14 protein-coding genes are annotated in these 16132 nt (G+C 65.4%); 9 read left to right on the forward strand and 5 right to left on the reverse strand.

Going from position 1 to position 16132, the window contains the following annotated elements; genetic code table 11:
- Together CH251_RS17895 and nrdF are read left to right on the forward strand one after the other, a co-directional pair.
- Complete coding sequence (locus tag CH251_RS17895; RefSeq protein ID WP_256979149.1) at positions 1–1395, forward strand: DUF2252 domain-containing protein; 1395 nt, start codon at positions 1–3, stop codon at positions 1393–1395.
- 161 nt (positions 1396–1556) lie between these two features.
- A complete protein-coding gene (nrdF, locus tag CH251_RS17900; RefSeq protein WP_008717549.1) occupies positions 1557–2522 on the forward strand; it encodes a class 1b ribonucleoside-diphosphate reductase subunit beta in 966 nt (321 codons plus the stop codon).
- Positions 2523–2547: 25 nt separating this feature from the next.
- On the opposite strand, the gene CH251_RS17905 is transcribed toward nrdF, so the two are convergent.
- The 4 genes from CH251_RS17905 to CH251_RS17920 form a co-directional block, all read right to left on the reverse strand.
- On the reverse strand, positions 2548–2745 hold the full coding sequence (locus CH251_RS17905) for a hypothetical protein (RefSeq protein WP_037189794.1): 198 nt from the start codon (positions 2743–2745) through the stop codon (positions 2548–2550).
- A gap of 3 nt (positions 2746–2748) precedes the next feature.
- Positions 2749–3666, reverse strand: a complete 918-nt coding sequence (locus CH251_RS17910; RefSeq protein WP_179273391.1) for an SPFH domain-containing protein — start codon at positions 3664–3666, stop codon at positions 2749–2751.
- A gap of 98 nt (positions 3667–3764) precedes the next feature.
- On the reverse strand, positions 3765–4238 hold the full coding sequence (locus CH251_RS17915; RefSeq protein WP_094614317.1) for an NUDIX domain-containing protein: 474 nt from the start codon (positions 4236–4238) through the stop codon (positions 3765–3767).
- Between the two features lie 4 nt (positions 4239–4242).
- Positions 4243–5247 carry an iron-siderophore ABC transporter substrate-binding protein gene (locus CH251_RS17920; protein WP_094614318.1) on the reverse strand — a complete coding sequence of 335 codons (1005 nt, stop codon included), beginning with the start codon at positions 5245–5247 and terminating at the stop codon, positions 4243–4245.
- A 383-nt stretch (positions 5248–5630) separates the two neighbouring features.
- On the opposite strand from CH251_RS17920, the gene ctaD reads away from it, so the two are divergent.
- From ctaD to CH251_RS17940, 3 genes are all read left to right on the forward strand, one after another.
- A complete protein-coding gene (gene ctaD, locus CH251_RS17930) occupies positions 5631–7421 on the forward strand; it encodes a cytochrome c oxidase subunit I (RefSeq protein ID WP_094614320.1) in 1791 nt (596 codons plus the stop codon).
- Positions 7422–7566: 145 nt separating this feature from the next.
- Complete coding sequence (gene serB, locus CH251_RS17935; protein ID WP_094614321.1) at positions 7567–8793, forward strand: phosphoserine phosphatase SerB; 1227 nt, start codon at positions 7567–7569, stop codon at positions 8791–8793.
- 11 nt (positions 8794–8804) lie between these two features.
- On the forward strand, positions 8805–9611 hold the full coding sequence (locus tag CH251_RS17940) for an aminoacyl-tRNA hydrolase (protein ID WP_179273390.1): 807 nt from the start codon (positions 8805–8807) through the stop codon (positions 9609–9611).
- 658 nt (positions 9612–10269) lie between these two features.
- Here the strand turns inward: CH251_RS17940 and glgX are convergent.
- On the reverse strand, positions 10270–12348 hold the full coding sequence (gene glgX / locus CH251_RS17950) for a glycogen debranching protein GlgX (protein WP_256979167.1): 2079 nt from the start codon (positions 12346–12348) through the stop codon (positions 10270–10272).
- A 118-nt stretch (positions 12349–12466) separates the two neighbouring features.
- On the opposite strand from glgX, the gene CH251_RS17955 reads away from it, so the two are divergent.
- From CH251_RS17955 to CH251_RS17970, 4 genes are all read left to right on the forward strand, one after another.
- Entirely contained in the window at positions 12467–13309 is an 843-nt protein-coding gene (locus CH251_RS17955; RefSeq protein WP_094614507.1) for an ABC transporter ATP-binding protein, read from the forward strand.
- Between the two features lie 48 nt (positions 13310–13357).
- Positions 13358–14173 (forward strand): NUDIX domain-containing protein, encoded by an 816-nt coding sequence (locus tag CH251_RS17960; RefSeq protein WP_094614323.1) that lies wholly within the window; start codon positions 13358–13360, stop codon positions 14171–14173.
- Between the two features lie 27 nt (positions 14174–14200).
- Positions 14201–14980 (forward strand): enoyl-CoA hydratase/isomerase family protein, encoded by a 780-nt coding sequence (locus CH251_RS17965; RefSeq protein ID WP_094614324.1) that lies wholly within the window; start codon positions 14201–14203, stop codon positions 14978–14980.
- Between the two features lie 105 nt (positions 14981–15085).
- The gene (locus tag CH251_RS17970) at positions 15086–16096 is read left to right on the forward strand and encodes a class I SAM-dependent methyltransferase (protein ID WP_094614508.1); all 1011 of its coding nucleotides are present in this window, start codon (positions 15086–15088) and stop codon (positions 16094–16096) included.
- The last annotated feature ends 36 nt before the right edge of the window (positions 16097–16132 follow it).

Below are 16132 nucleotides of genomic sequence, written 5' to 3' on the forward strand. Positions count from 1 at the left end.
GTGGACACCGACGCGGACGACGAGGTCGAATCCGATATCGATGTGAAGATTGCTCGGAAGGATGCACGTCCTTCCGAGCAATTCTCGCGTGGTCGTCACGCCCGTCGGCGCGTACCCCGCAGTGGGTTGGGCGAATGGGATCCGGTCTCGCGTGGTCACGACGCGCTCGACACGGTGCTCGCGCAGAACATCATTCGGGTGCCGGAGCTGCTGCCGATCCGCTACGCCCGAATGTCCGCGTCGCCGTGGACCTACTTCCGCGGTGCCGCGGCCGTGATGGCAGCCGACCTCGCGTCGACTCCGCACACCGGCATCGAGGTCCAGCTGTGTGGCGACGCCCACGTGTTGAACTTCGGATTGTGGGCCACTCCCGAACGAAACCTGTACTTCGACCTCCGCGACTTCGACGAAACGCTGCCCGGCCCGTTCGAGTGGGATCTCCAACGGCTGGCGACCTCTCTCGTGGTTCTCGGGCGAGAGAACGGGGTCGATGCGCGGCGTTCCGATCGAGCGGTGTCGGCGATGACGGCCGCGTACTGCAGAAAGATGAGGGCATACGCGAACACGCCGGAGATCGACATCTGGTACGACCGCATCGACGTCGCAGGTCTGCTCGGTCACTTCTCGTCGGGCATCGCTCGCCACGCAGAGAAGCTCATCGAAACCAAAGCCGAGCGTCGTACCAGCCGTGGGGCGTCCCGCAAGTTCACCGAGACCAGGGACGGTCGTCGACGGATTCGCGAGGACGCACCCTTTCGCACTCACGTGGGTGATTCCCAGATCGAGCTGGTGCAGGCGGTGATCGCCGGCTACAGCGAATCGGTCGACGACCACATCTGGAGTCTGCTGACCCGGTTCCGAGTTCTCGACGTCGTTCGGCAGGTGGTCGGCGTCGGGAGCGTGGGGATGCGGGTGTATCTGGCCTTGCTGGAAGAGCGGCGAACGTGCGACCCCTTCTTCCTGCAGATCAAGCAGGCAGGGCCGTCGGTGTTCGAGCAATTTCTCGAACCGAGCCGGTACGACAATCACGGTGCCCGCGTGGTCAACGGACAGCGAATGTTGCAGAGTGCGACCGACATGTTCGTGGGATGGACGGCAGTGGGGGACATGAACTTCTACGTTCGGCAGTTCCGTGACATGAAGGTCATTCCCGACGGCGAGATCATCGGGCCGTACCTCACCGAATCCGCTACCGCGTGCGGTGAGGTACTCGCGCGAGCGCACGCTCGTAGTGGTGACGCGGAGGCGATCGCCGACTACCTCGGCCGCGGAGACAACGTCGATCGGGCGATGGTGGCTTTCGCCGACGCCTACGCCGATCAGAACGAGCGTGATCACGCGCAGTTGGTCGCTGCCATCGAGGCCGGAACCGTACCGTGCTCGGTGGGGTGGTGACAGACCGAAGCGCGCACAGGGGTCATCCCTGCAGGCAACACTCCCGGCACACTTTGTAGTGCCTACCGAAGTTGTCGGACACAACGGGTAGTGTTCGTATCAGCGACTTTTCACGTAGCTTCGTCCCCACTTCTCGCTCATCGACCTGTAGGTAGGCACCCATGGTAAAGCTCATCGATCGTGTCTCCGCGATCAACTGGAATCGGGTCCAGGACGACAAGGACTCCGAAGTCTGGGAGCGCCTCACCAGCAACTTCTGGCTGCCCGAGAAGGTGCCGGTATCCAACGACATCCCGTCGTGGGCAACACTGACTGCCGTCGAGAAGCAGCTGACGATGCGTGTGTTCACCGGGTTGACGCTGCTCGACACCATCCAGGGCACGGTCGGCGCTGTCAGCCTCATCCCGGATGCCATCACTCCCCACGAGGAAGCGGTGTACACCAACATCGCGTTCATGGAGTCGGTGCACGCGAAGAGCTACAGTTCCATCTTCTCCACCCTCAGCTCCACCCGCGACATCGACGATGCATTCCGCTGGTCCGAGGAGAACGTCAACCTCCAGCGCAAAGCCGAGATCGTCCTGAACTTCTACCACGGTGACGATCCGCTCAAGCGCAAGGTCGCGTCGACGCTGCTCGAGTCCTTCCTGTTCTACTCCGGCTTCTACCTGCCGATGTACTGGTCCTCGCGGGCCAAGCTCACCAACACCGCGGACCTGATCCGGCTGATCATCCGCGACGAGGCCGTGCACGGGTACTACATCGGCTACAAGTACCAGAAGGGTCTCGAGAAGGTCAGCGAGGCGCAGCGCGAGGAGCTCAAGAACTACACGTTCGAGTTGCTGTTCGAGTTGTACGACAACGAGGTCGAGTACACCCAGGACCTCTACGACGAGATCGGCCTGACCGAGGACGTCAAGAAGTTCCTGCGCTACAACGCCAACAAAGCACTGAACAATCTCGGCTACGAGGGCCTGTTCCCCAAGGACGAGACGGACGTCAACCCTGCGATCCTGTCGGCCCTCTCACCCAACGCCGACGAGAACCACGACTTCTTCTCCGGCTCGGGTTCCTCGTACGTCATCGGCAAGGCCGTCAACACCGAAGACGAGGACTGGGACTTCTGAGCCCATTCGTGCCGTTCCGGGACGCTCACGAATTCGGTGGGCGTCCCGGCGGGCGAATGTCCTCGGCGTCCTTGGGCATTCGACCCTTCTCGCTCAGAGCGCGGCGCAACAGGAACTCGATCTGAGCGTTGGTGCTCCGCAATTCGTCGGAGGCCCAGCGGGCGAGGGCGTCGTGCACCGCTGGGTCCAACCGCAGCAGAATCTTCTTACGTTCGACGGCCATGGCTCACTGATACAGCGATCCGGTGTTGACGACAGGTTGTGTGTCGCGATCGCTGCACAGCACCACGAGCAGATTCGACACCATCGTGGCCTTGCGCTCCTCGTCGAGCTCGACGACATGCTTCTCCTCGAGCTTCCCGAGCGCCATCTCCACCATTCCGACGGCGCCTTCGACGATCTGCTGACGGGCAGCGATGACCGCACCGGCCTGCTGACGCCGCAACATGGCCTGGGCGATCTCCGGGGCATAGGCCAGCCGGTTGATTCGAGTTTCGATCACTTCGACACCGGCCGAACGCACCCGTGCGTGCACCTCCTCCGACATGGCGGCGGTGATCTCGTCGGCGTTCTCCCGCAACGACATTCGCCCTTCGGCGTCGTACGGGTAGCTGCCGGCGATGTGCCGGACGGCCGACTCGGTCTGGACGGCGACGAACTCCTCGTAGTCGTCGACCTGGAACGATGCCAGTGCGGTATCGGCAACCTGCCAGACCACGATGGCGGAGATCTCGATCGGATTGCCGTCGGCGTCGTTGACCTTCGATTGGCCGGTCTCGTGGTTGCGGATTCGCGTCGAGATGGCCCGGCGGTAGGTCAACGGATTGGTCCAGCGCAGCCCCGGTGTCCGCAGGGTGCCGCTGTACGAACTCCCCAGCAGCTGAAGAACTCGAGCCTGATTCGGTTGCACCAGCGTCAGACCCATGAGCGCAGGCAGGGAGAGGACGAACAGGACGACCCCGGTGACGACGAGCCCGACGACGGCGAACACGAGTCCGAATGCGAACGCGGCGATTCCGCCGAGGAACAGCGCGAGTCCGATGCCGAGCATCGACCAGCCGGGCAGATCCCAACCCGGGCGCTCGGCGATGGTGGTCGTCGGGGTACCCGTCGGCTTCTCGGCGACGGTTGCAGGTGCGGACATGGGAACCTCCCTCTCGATGGTGATATTAAAGTGATATCACATTCAGCGTCGACGAGTGCTGCATCGGAGGAATCCGTCACTGTCGTTCGGCGGGTGAGTCAGCGCCGGAACCACGCCGACGGTTCGTCGGCGATGGCCTTCTCGATTCGCAATCGCGAAGTGGCCGTGAGGTTTTCCGGCAGCGCGTCGAGTGCGAACCAGGCGACGTCGAGATTCTCGTCGTCGGCCACATGAGGAGTGCCGCCGACGTACCGAGCAAGAAACGTGATGTCGAGATACTGCGCGACGTCGCCGTTGGGATACGTGATCGGCTCCGTCACGTCGACGCTCGTCAGCCGCACGATCGAGGCGTCGACTCCGGTTTCCTCGCCGATCTCACGCAGGGCGGCCGGGGCGGGTTCCTCGCCCGGTTCGAGAATTCCGGAGACCACGGCCCAGGTGTTGTTGTCCGCTCGCAGGGTCAGCAGTACGCGCCGGTCGTCGTCGAGAACGACAGCGCTGACACCGGACAACCACAGCGGCGACGTACCGACGACACTGCGCAGGGCGCGGACGAACTCGGGAATCGGCATCGCGTCAGGAGACGTAGGCGTTGAGGGAAGCGGACAGATCGCCCAGAACGGCCCGCGCCGCGACGACGCCGCTGCCCGACCACACCGTGTCGTTCACGGCGAAGACCCGACCGTCGGTGACCGAACCGAGGGCGTGCCACGCGTCACTGTCCATCACCTCGCGGCCGAACGTCTCGCCGTCGGGGCCGGCGAATCGCACGTAGACGATGTCTCCCTCGACCGGCGACAGATCGTCCGCCTCGACCGAGAAATCGGCGTCGCGCTGGCTCTGTGGCCTGCCGACACCGACTTCGCTGAGCACTTGGCCCGCGAACGAATCGGGTCCGTCCACCTCGATGGAGTCCGCATCGAATCGAACGACGGACGCCTGGGTCTGGGTGGCATCGATCTCGCGACCGACCCGCTCGGCATCCGCGGAGAACGACGCGAGTGCCTCGAATCCTGCTTGGCCGCGGCCGAGCGCCGCCGCGGACTGGAGGAAGGTGTCCTTCCAGCCCTGCCCGGTGGCGGTGAAGACGGTCGGGGCGATGGCCGTCAGTTCGTCGTAGGTGTTCGATCCGAGTGAATCTGCACCCAGGATCAGATCGGGATCGAGGGCGGCGATGGCATCGATGTCGGGCGAGCCCACCGGGCCGACGGACGGGACGGACGCCAATCCGGTGCCCAGATACAGCGGTTGATCGCCGTCACCGCGGAAATCGGGGTCGATCGTGGCCGCCCCGACGACCCGCTCCCAGATTCCGACCGCGCAGCTCGCGTCCAGGCCTGCGGCATCGAGCACGACGATGCGCTGCGGGTCGGCCGGAAGGGCGCTGATTCCCTCGGCATGTCCCACGGGTCGGGTGTCACCCTCGATTCCGGTCGGGTCGAGTGGTGCGAGCGCGGGGCACAGGCCCACGGTGTCCCGGTTGTTTCCGACCACTCCGGCACCGGCGATGTTCGTGGTGGTGCGGATGATGGTGGATGCGTCGTCCTGCACCTCGGAATCGGAGCAGCCGGTCAGCGCCATGGCGGCGGCAAGGCACACGGCGGCGACGGCGCCGGTCCTGCGCGGCGCACACGAACGGGGGAGTCGTGGGTGGAGTGGCAACGCGGGACTTCCTTCGACGGGTCGGGTGGTCTCACACAGTATCGGAAGGCGGCCGTCGCAGAACACCCGAACGGACGCCGTCGAGCGTCCGGAATCGGTGACTCTCGCGGCGTTCCGGACTGCGTCGGAAAGGCCGACAGCGCAGGCAGATCGCGCGATGCGGGCATGCTCGATTCGGCCCAATACGACACACGGTAGGACCGGTTCGGCAAGCGTCGGTCCGACGGTCTACGATTCGAGGAGCGCACGACTAGATGACGTCGCCTCGTGGTTCGAGGTCCGACGCGCAATCAGGAGGATCTGTGACTGCCCTAGCGCCTAGGCCCGCTCCCGCGGTGGATGCTGCTCGGCCGTTCCCGCCGCGGACGGGACCGAAGGGGTCGTTCCTGCACAAAGCGGTGACGACCACCGATCCCAAGGTGTTGGGAATCATGTACATCGCGACATCGTTCGCGTTCTTCCTGATCGGTGGACTCATGGCGCTGCTGATGCGCGCCGAGTTGGCCATTCCGGGAATGCAGTTCCTGTCCAACGAGCAGTACAACCAGCTCTTCACCATGCACGGCACCATCATGCTGCTGCTGTACGCGACGCCGATCGTGTTCGGATTCGCGAACTACATCCTTCCGCTGCAGATCGGCGCTCCCGACGTCGCGTTCCCGCGGTTGAACGCCTTCTCGTACTGGCTCTACCTGTTCGGTGCGTTGATCGCGACGGCCGGATTCATCACCCCCGGCGGTGCGGCCGACTTCGGATGGACCGCGTACACCCCACTCACCTCGGCCCTGCACTCGCCCGGTGTCGGTGCGGACCTGTGGATCATGGGCCTGGCCGTCGGTGGTCTCGGTACCATCCTCGGTGGCGTCAACATGATCACCACCGTGATCTGCCTGCGCGCTCCCGGCATGACGATGTTCCGTATGCCGATCTTCACCTGGAACATCCTGGTGACGTCCATCCTGATTCTGCTGGCGTTCCCGCTGCTGACAGCTGCGTTGCTCGGCCTGGCGGCCGACCGACATCTGGGGGCGCACCTGTTCGACCCGGCGACCGGCGGAGTGCTGTTGTGGCAGCACCTGTTCTGGTTCTTCGGCCACCCCGAGGTCTACATCATCGCGCTGCCGTTCTTCGGAATCGTCTCCGAGGTGTTCCCCGTCTTCTCTCGTAAGCCGATCTTCGGCTACTCGGGTCTGATCTACGCAACCATCGCGATCGCAGCCCTCTCCATCGCTGTGTGGGCGCACCACATGTACGCCACGGGCGCAGTGTTGCTGCCGTTCTTCTCCTTCATGACGTTCCTGATCGCGGTGCCGACGGGTGTGAAGATCTTCAACTGGGTCGGCACGATGTGGCGAGGCCAGGTCACACTGGAAACACCGATGCTGTTCTCCATCGGGTTCCTGATCACCTTCGTCTTCGGCGGACTGACCGGTGTTCTGCTGGCATCGCCGCCCATCGACTTCCAGGTCACCGACACGTACTTCGTGGTCGCTCACTTCCACTACGTGGTGTTCGGCACCGTGGTGTTCGCGACGTACGCCGGCATCTACTTCTGGTTCCCGAAGATGACGGGCCGGATGATGGACGAGGCGCTGGGCAAGTGGCACTTCTGGCTGACGTTCTTCGGATTCCACGCCACGTTCCTGGTGCAGCACTGGCTCGGAAACGAGGGCATGCCGCGTCGCTACGCCGACTACCTGCCCTCGGACGGGTTCACCGAGTTGAACATCATCTCCACGATCGGTGCCTTCATCCTGGGTGCCTCGACACTGCCGTTCGTGTGGAACGTGTTCAAGTCCTACCGATACGGCGAGGTCGTCACGGTCGACGACCCGTGGGGCTACGGCAACTCGTTGGAGTGGGCCACTTCTTGCCCGCCGCCGCGACACAACTTCACCGAACTGCCTCGGATCCGTTCCGAGCGTCCGGCCTTCGAGTTGCACTACCCGCACATGGTCGAACGGATGCGCGCGGAAGCGCACGTCGGGCCGGGAGCGCACGGCGGTAAGACCACCGCGGTCCTCGAACAGGCCCGCCGGGCTCCGATCGCCACCAGCGATCACGAAGGATCCGGAGACCCGGACCCCAAGTAGTCCACAGCAGCAGCGAGAGCCCCTCCCGGCTACCGGGTGGGGCTCTTCGCTTGCGACAATCTCGTGGCGTGTTCGAGCTTGCTCGTCCACGACAGGTGACACGAAGACCCAACCGGCCGCTGGCCGTGCGCGAAAGGGAGATCCGGTGACTTCGAGCGACACCGCAGTGCTGGTGACGGTGACGGGACCAGACAAGCCGGGCGTCACATCGGTGCTGTTCGCGGCACTGTCACGGCACAACGTCAGCCTTCTCGACGTCGAGCAGGTGGTCATTCGCGGCAGACTGACTCTCGGCGTTCTCCTGTCCTGCCCTCGCGACCCCGAGGCGCTCCAGGAAGAACTCGAGGACGCGATGGCGACGGTCGGCGTTCACGTCGACGTCGAGATCGACACCGCGCGTAGCGGCGGTCAGAGCTTGGCCACCCACGTCGTCGTCGTTCTGGGTCGACCCGTGACGGCTCGCGCTTTCAGCACCATCTCCCGTGAACTCGCCCGACAGGGCGCGAACATCGATTCCATTCGCGGTATTGCCGACTATCCCGTCACGGGCCTGGAACTGCAGGTGACCGCGACCGACACCTCGGGGGATGCCGACCTGCAACTGCGGACCGGCCTCGCGGCCATCGCAGCCGGAATCGGTGTCGACATCGCCGTGCAACGCGGCGGCATCGCGCGGCGATCCAAGCGACTGATCGTGTTCGACGTCGACTCCACCCTCGTTCAGGGCGAGGTCATCGAGATGTTGGCCGCCCGCGCCGGGCGCGAGGACGAGGTACGTGCGGTCACCGAAGCTGCCATGCGCGGAGAGATCGACTTCGCGGAGTCGCTCGAACAGCGGGTCGCCGTGTTGGCCGGACTCGACGAATCCGTCATCGACGAAGTGGGCGAAAGCCTGGAACTGACGGCAGGGGCCAGGACCACCATCCGCACCCTCCGACGGCTCGGGTTCGCCTGTGGCGTAGTATCCGGTGGATTCCGCCAGGTCATCGAGGGTCTTGCTCACGAACTCGAACTCGACTACGTCAAGGCCAACACCCTCGAGATCGTCGACGGCAAGCTCACCGGCCGGGTGATCGGGGAAGTGGTCGATCGTGCTGCGAAAGCGACCGCACTGCGTGAGTTCGCGGCCCAGTCGGGAGTGCCGATGGAGCAGACCGTCGCCGTCGGCGACGGAGCGAACGACATCGACATGCTGACGGCCGCGGGCCTCGGGGTCGCGTTCAACGCCAAGCCTGCGTTGCGAGAGATCGCCGACACGGCCATCTCGCATCCGTATCTGGATGCGGTTCTGTTCATCCTCGGCGTCACCCGCAACGAGATCGAAGCTGCGGACGCAGTCGACGGCGGAGTCCGCCGCGTCCCGATCCCATGACCGGCGACCACATGACCGGCGATGACATGATCGACGGTCCCATCTTCGGCGAAGCACCGGATGACGTGGCCGCTGCGACTGCGGCCGAGGAATTCTCACCGGACAACACGTTCGCCTCGCGCCACGCCGAGCTCGCTCGCGGGTACGGCGGAGCGGAGGACCCGGAAGATCCGTCACAGGTTCTGGCCATGCCGTTGGTGCTGCACATCCCCAAGGTCGATCCGCCCCTCCGTAGCGAGTTGCTCGAGGCAGCTGCCAGAGCAACCGTGGCGCTGTGCCTGGACCAACGAGTGGGCGTCGGCGCGTCGTGGAACGAGGCCTTCACCGAGTGGACGTCGGCTCGCATCCGGAAAGTTGCCCGACGTGCACGTGGTGCACAGTGGCACGCGGCGCAGGAGGTTCCGGGTGTGACGGTCGACGTCGGGGGAGCGTCGGCACGCGCTTTCGTGCCCGGTCGGGTCGGAGATCTGGATCCGCGGATCAAGCGGCTGCAGATCGGTGGGACCGACGTGTCGGCCGAGGACGAACCTGCGGTCTCGGCCGGCCCTGTGCTGTGGATCGACGCCTCCCTGTCGATGACGGTGGGCAAGGCAGCCGCTCAGGTGGGGCATGCGTCGATGCTGCTGGCCGGTGCGATGAGCACAGCGCAGTGCCGCGAGTGGGCTGCGTCGGGTTTCGCATGTTCGGTCCGATCCGCGAACCCTGAACAATGGACGCGCGCGTCGGACGAGGTTCGCGCCGGACGTGCCGTCGCGGTGCGGGATGCAGGCTTCACCGAAGTGGCACCCGGTTCGACGACCGTGATTGCTGTTCCCTAGATCTGGGGTCCACTGTCGCGTAAGTGGCTATGCCGAACATATCCAGTAGCCCCGAGACTGGAAACATGTTCATCTCACCACGTCGTGTTGTCGCCGGTCGCCGGCTTCCTTCTCGGTTGGCCGCCCTCTACGTGGGGCTGTGGCTGTACGGGGCGTCGATGTCGTTGATGATCGCCGGTGGACTGGGCGTCAACCCATGGGACGTCTTTCATCAGGGTCTCGAGAGTCACCTCTCGCTCAGCTTCGGAACCATCACCGCGATCACCGGCGTGGCCGTACTGCTGATGTGGATCCCGTTGCGACAACGTCCCGGCCTGGGCACCGTGAGCAACGTGGTGGTGATCGCCGTTGCGGTGGACGCGACGTCGGCGGTGTTGCCGCATCTCGACGGGCTCCTGCTCAGGACCCTGGCCATGGTGTCGGGCATCGTGGTCAACGCGTTCGCCACCGCGCTGTACATCGGTGCCGGGATGGGGCCGGGGCCACGAGACGGACTGATGACCGGTCTGGTGGCCAGGACCGGATGGTCGATTCGCCTCACCCGCACCGGAATCGAGTTGACGGTGGTGCTCACCGGTTGGTTGCTCGGCGGGACGCTCGGCGTCGGGACGGTTCTCTATGCGCTCGGAGTCGGTCCGCTCGTGCAATTGTTCATGACTCACCTGCCTGCGCTGCGCAGTACCAGGACTGTCGATCCGGTCACCGATATCGTCGAACCCGGTTCCAGCGCAGTGGTATCCGCGGGTACTCCGTCCACACACGAGGAATCGAGGACCGGAACGAACCGCGACGACGACCAACTCGGACACGCCAGAGTGATCTCGGCTGGACCGCCGGAATGGAGGACGAGGAGCGAGCTGGCGTCGTCGACCTGCCCGCCGTCGGAGGCGTAGGAGCGGACGTCGGAGCCGTCCACCCAGGCCTGAATGGTGCGCACCGAGTCGTCGTTCCATCGTTCCGTGTCGAATTCGATTCCGGCGGAATCGAACCAGACCAGATCGGGTCGGCCGGTCGGTGTCGCGCGGCCGGTGAAGAACTCCTGCTGACGTAGTGTCGGAGCGCTCGCTCGGACGCGGAGCAGTCGGCCCACGAAGCGAATCATGTTCTGATCCGCACCGTCCCAGTCGATGGCCCAGGCGTCGGCCGCCGGTGCATCCTCGGCGACGCAGTACGCGTTGTTGTTGCCTCCCTGACCGTGTCCCAGTTCGTCGCCGGCCAGCAGCATCGGTGTACCGGTGGAGAGCGTCAGGGTGGCCAGCAGGGCTCGGACATGTCGTCCCCGGGCCTCGACGACGGACGGATCGTCACTCGGCCCCTCGACGCCGTGGTTGACCGACGAGTTGTTGTCGGTACCGTCCCTGTTCTCTTCGCCGTTGGCCTCGTTGTGCTTCCGCTCGTAGGACACCAGATCTCGGGCGGTGAACCCGTCGTGCGCGGTGACGAAGTTGATCGACGCCCAAGGAAGGCGTCCGCCGCCCGCGAAGAGGTCTTCCGAACCGGCCAGGCGCGAGGCCAGTTCGCGGACGCCGTGCTGGCCCGCCCAGAAGCGTCGCACCGTGTCGCGGTAGCGATCGTTCCATTCCGACCACGCCACTCCGAAGTTGCCGACCTGATAGCCGGCACCGGTGGCGTCCCACGGCTCGGCGATCAATTTGACCCGAGTCAGGACCGGGTCCGTGGCAATGGCCGTCAACAACGGTGCGCGAGAATCGAATCGCCAACCGCCGGGCCGGCCGAGAGTGCTGGCGAGGTCGAATCGGAACCCGTCCACACCCATGTCCTCGACCCAGTACCGAAGGCTGTCGCACACCATCCGCACGACCGCGGGCGACGCGGAATCGAGAGTGTTGCCGCAGCCGGTCAGATCGACGTCCGATCCACGTCCGTCCAGCAGGTAGTAGCCGGGCGCATCGAGCCCACGCCAGCTGATCGAGGGGCCGTCGACCGCGGATTCGCACGTGTGGTTGTAGACGACGTCGAGGATCACCTCGATCCCGGCAGCGTGCAGCGCGTCGACCATGGTGCGAAATTCGTCCACCTCGGCACCGGGAACAGCGGCGAAGCGTGGATCCGGTGCGAAGTACGCACCCGTCGAGTACCCCCAGTGGTTTCGCATGCCCCGGGCGCGGACGCCGGGTTCGGTGAAGGTGGTGTGTACGGGCAACAATTCGACCGACGTGATGCCGATGCGTGCGAGGTGTTCGAGGACCGCCGGCTCGGCGAGCCCGAGGTATGTACCCCGAAGATGCTCGGGGACAGCAGGATTGCGGGCCGTGAACGATCCCACGTGCAGCTCGTAGAGAACGGTTCGGTCCCAGGGCACCTCGGGGCGCGCGGGGCGGCCGACGCGATCGGCAGTTGCGCGGACGACGCCGAGCGGGAGGTGCCCGAGCGAGTCACGAGAACTGGGCGCCCCGAACGGGTCGTCCTCGTAGGCGAGCAACGCCGATGGGTCTCCGAATGCTCCGGCCACCTGACGCGCCGCGGGATCGAGCAGAATCTTCGCGCCGTTGAACCGTCGTCCGGAGTGCGGATCCCACGTCCCGTGGGCACGGAAGCCGTATCGGTCACCGGGCCGCACTCCCGGAACGAAGGCATGTCGAACTCCGAACGTGTGGGTGGTCAGTTCCACCCGACGTTCATCGCCGTCCGGATCGATCAGACATACCTCGACCCCATCGGCCTCGGGTGCATGGACTGCAAATTGAGTGCCAGTCGACAGTGCAGTGGCACCCAGCGGGAACGGTGATCCGGGTGGGTTCGATCCGGATTCCCGGTCCGCGGTCCGGTGGGAGGTGCGAGGTAGATCGTCATTGGGCGACACGCGTGCACATCCTGCCGTGAATGCACGGTCGATGTGCGGGAAGATAGGCGTCGTGTCTGAACCGGATCCCGACCTGCTCGTAGATTTCACCGACGTCGTCGTCCGCCGCGGCGGTGCGACCCTGGTGGGACCCGTCACCTGGAAGGTGGAACTGGACGAACGGTGGGTCGTCCTCGGCCCGAACGGTGCCGGGAAGACGTCCCTGCTGCGTGTCGCTGCGGCCGAGATCCATCCCACGTTGGGTGTCGCCCATGTTCTCGGCGAGGTCATGGGTAAGGCCGACGTCTCCGAACTCCGACCGCGGATCGGCCTGTCCTCCTCCTCGTTGGCGCAGCGCATTCCGGCCGACGAACTCGTGTCCGATCTGGTGGTGTCCGCCGGTTACTCGGTACTGGGCCGCTGGCGAGAGAAATACGACGCGGTCGACACCGAGCGCGCAGTCGAAATGCTAGAGAGCCTCGGTGCCGAACATCTCGCCACCCGCACGTACGGCACTCTCTCCGAGGGAGAGCGGAAGCGGGTTCTCATCGCACGCGCCCTGATGACCGATCCCGAACTGCTGCTGCTGGACGAGCCGGCGGCAGGCCTCGACCTCGGTGGACGCGAGGAACTGGTCGCACGCCTGACCGACCTCGCGGCCGATCCCGACGCCCCCGCCACCGTGCTGATCACCCATCACGTGGAAGAGATTCCGCCTGGCTTCAGTCACGCGCTGTTGCTCAAGGAAGGCGGGGTGGTCGCCCAGGGACTGGTGGACGACGTCATCACCGCGGAGAACCTGACCGAGGCATTCAGTCAGTCGATCGCGCTCGATCGCGTCGACGGTCGGTTCTTCGCGCGGCGGACCCGTGCTGCCGGGGCACACCGCCGATAGAGCGGACCGACCGACTGAGCGGTGCAGCACAGCGGTACGTTCCCTGTCATGAGCTCGAACAGTGCTGCCGATCACGTGCAGGCGCGGGACGCCTCGACGGTCATCTTGATTCGTGACGGTTCGTCGCGGCCCGATATCGAGGTGTTCCTGCTCGAACGCGTCGGTGGCATGGCGTTCGCGGGTGGCATGACGGTGTTTCCCGGTGGCGGCGTCGACCCCTCGGACGCGGCAGCGGATGTTCGCTGGGCAGGTCCGCCGCCGTCGTGGTGGGCCGAGCGCTTCGGAACCGACGAGGGCAAGGCGCAGGCCCTGGTGTGTGCTGCGGCGCGCGAGACGTTCGAGGAGTGCGGCGTGCTGTTGGCCGGCTCGACGCCGGATTCGATCGTTGCCGATACCGCTCCGTTCGCGGCGGAGCGGGGTCGGCTCGAGCGCCGTGAGGTGTCGTTCGCCGAATTCCTCACCGCCCACGACCTCGTGCTGCGATCGGATCTGCTTCGGCCATGGTCGCACTGGATCACCCCGGTGGGCGAAGCGCGACGGTACGACACGCGGTTTTTCGTCGCAGTGCTGCCCGAGGGCCAGAACGCGGACGGCGAGACCAGCGAGGCAGCATCGGTGAGTTGGCGCTCGACCGGTGACGCACTGGCGGACTGGCGGTCGGGAAACACCATCCTCCTGCCGCCGACCTGGAGCCAACTGGACGCACTGTCTCGGTTCGACACCGTCGCCCAGGTGGTCGATCACGACCGCGAGATCGCCCCGGTCCTACCGATTCTCACCCGCGACGACGGGACGGTTCGGGTGCTCTTCGACGGCGACGATGCGTACTACGCCGGAACGCGACATCCCTGGTCGGATCGTTAGTTCTCTGCCCCGGTAGCCTTTCGGCCCATGGCTGAGTTCGTGAATCTCGAAGTATCCGACGGTATCGGCACCATCCGCCTGGATCGTCCGCCGATGAATGCGCTCGACCGGCAGATGCAGGAGGAAATCCGAGCGGCCGCCCGCGAGGCCACGGTGAATGCCGACGTCAAGGCCGTCGTCGTCTACGGCGGTGAGAAGGTCTTCGCCGCCGGTGCCGACATCAAGGAGATGGTGGCGTTGTCCGCGGCCGAGATGGCCGAGATCGCCGGAGATCTGCAGTCCGCGCTCGGCTCGCTCAGCACCATTCCCAAGCCAGTGGTTGCGGCCGTGACCGGATACGCACTCGGTGGTGGGCTCGAGGTCGCACTGGGCGCGGACCGCCGGATCGCAGGCGACAACGCGAAGTTCGGTGTCCCCGAGGTGCTGCTCGGTGTCATTCCCGGCGGCGGCGGCACACAGCGGCTGGCGCGGCTGATCGGACCGAGCCGTGCGAAGGACATGGTCTTCACCGGCCGCTTCGTTGGCGCCGAGGAAGCGCTGCGAATCGGATTGGTGGACGAGGTGGTGGCACCGGACGAGGTGTACAACGCCGCCCGCGCCTGGGCCAAGCAGTTCACCTCGGGTGCATCGCGAGCGCTCGCAGCGGCCAAGGCGTCGATCGATCAGGGGCTCGACGTGGATCTCACCACCGGTCTGCGAATCGAGGCTCAGCAGTTCGCGGCCCTGTTCGCAACCGAGGATCGCACCATCGGCATGACGTCGTTCGTGGCCGACGGCCCTGGGAAAGCGACCTTCACCGGGCGGTGAAGCAACGGTCCCACCGAGACGAGTTGTTCCACAGCTACCGGATAGTAGGCTCGCCTGATGACTGCAAGCCCCCACAACGGTGTCAATCGATCGATCTCGAACGCGATGCCGTCGGCGTCGTCCGAGACCGATGACCGCCAGGTCGATCCAGCCCCGAATCCGCACGCCACTGCCGAGCAGGTCGAGGCTGCACGCTCGGACACCAAACTGGCGCAGGTGCTCTATCACGACTGGGAAGCCGAGACCTACGACGACAAGTGGTCGATCTCCTACGACGAGCGCTGCATCGACTACGCACGCGGCAGGTTCGATCAGGCGGTCTCCGGTGACGCGTCGGCGCAATCCGCACTGCCCTACGGCCGCGCGCTCGAACTGGGCTGCGGTACCGGGTTCTTCCTGCTCAACCTGATGCAGGCCGGCATCGCAGACAAGGGCTCGGTCACCGACCTCTCGCCCGGCATGGTCAAGGTCGCACTGCGCAACGCCGAGCACCTCGGCCTGGACGTCGACGGCCGCGTCGCCGACGCGGAGACGATTCCGTACGACGACGACACGTTCGATCTCGTCGTCGGGCACGCCGTCCTGCACCACATCCCGGACGTCGAACAGTCCCTGCGTGAGGTGCTGCGGGTGCTCAAGCCGGGCGGCCGCTTCGTCTTCGCGGGCGAACCCACCACGGTCGGCAACTTCTACGCGCGCTGGCTCGGACGCATCACGTGGGAGGCGACCACCCGCGCAACCAAGCTCCCGTTCCTGGCGAGCTGGCGCAAGCCACAGGAAGAGCTGGACGAGTCCTCGCGTGCAGCGGCACTCGAAGCCGTCGTCGACCTGCACACGTTCGATCCGACCGATCTCGAGCACATCGCGCTCTCGGCCGGTGCGGAGTCCGTGCAGGCGAACACCGAGGAGTTCGCCGCCGCTCTGCTCGGTTGGCCGGTGCGGACCTTCGAGGCCGCAGTACCCGCGGGCAAGCTCGGGTGGAACTGGGCCAAATTCGCCTTCGGTGGTTGGAAGACACTGAGCTGGGTCGACGAGAACGTGCTGCAGCACGTGGTACCGCGCGGGCTGTTCTACAACGTGATGATCACCGGCACCAAGCCTGCACCTCGCGATTGACAGGCATTGACGCCGTAGGTCTCGGTTTCGGGGCCT

Origin of the sequence: Rhodococcus sp. 06-462-5, assembly GCF_002258315.1 — a bacterium.
Lineage (GTDB): Bacteria > Actinomycetota > Actinomycetes > Mycobacteriales > Mycobacteriaceae > Rhodococcoides.

Excerpts from the sequence above, each read along its gene's own strand:
- CH251_RS17905 (WP_037189794.1), bottom strand. The coding sequence starts at position 2,745 with ATGGCCGTCGAACGTAAGAAGATTCTGCTGCGGTTGGACCCAGCGGTG.
- CH251_RS17910 (WP_179273391.1), bottom strand. The coding sequence starts at position 3,666 with ATGTCCGCACCTGCAACCGTCGCCGAGAAGCCGACGGGTACCCCGACG.
- CH251_RS17970 (WP_094614508.1), top strand. The coding sequence starts at position 15,086 with ATGCCGTCGGCGTCGTCCGAGACCGATGACCGCCAGGTCGATCCAGCC.
- nrdF (WP_008717549.1), top strand. The coding sequence starts at position 1,557 with ATGGTAAAGCTCATCGATCGTGTCTCCGCGATCAACTGGAATCGGGTC.
- CH251_RS17965 (WP_094614324.1), top strand. The coding sequence starts at position 14,201 with ATGGCTGAGTTCGTGAATCTCGAAGTATCCGACGGTATCGGCACCATC.
- CH251_RS17960 (WP_094614323.1), top strand. The coding sequence starts at position 13,358 with ATGAGCTCGAACAGTGCTGCCGATCACGTGCAGGCGCGGGACGCCTCG.
- CH251_RS17940 (WP_179273390.1), top strand. The coding sequence starts at position 8,805 with ATGACCGGCGATGACATGATCGACGGTCCCATCTTCGGCGAAGCACCG.
- CH251_RS17955 (WP_094614507.1), top strand. The coding sequence starts at position 12,467 with ATGTGCGGGAAGATAGGCGTCGTGTCTGAACCGGATCCCGACCTGCTC.
- CH251_RS17920 (WP_094614318.1), bottom strand. The coding sequence starts at position 5,247 with ATGGCGCTGACCGGCTGCTCCGATTCCGAGGTGCAGGACGACGCATCC.
- CH251_RS17915 (WP_094614317.1), bottom strand. The coding sequence starts at position 4,238 with ATGCCGATTCCCGAGTTCGTCCGCGCCCTGCGCAGTGTCGTCGGTACG.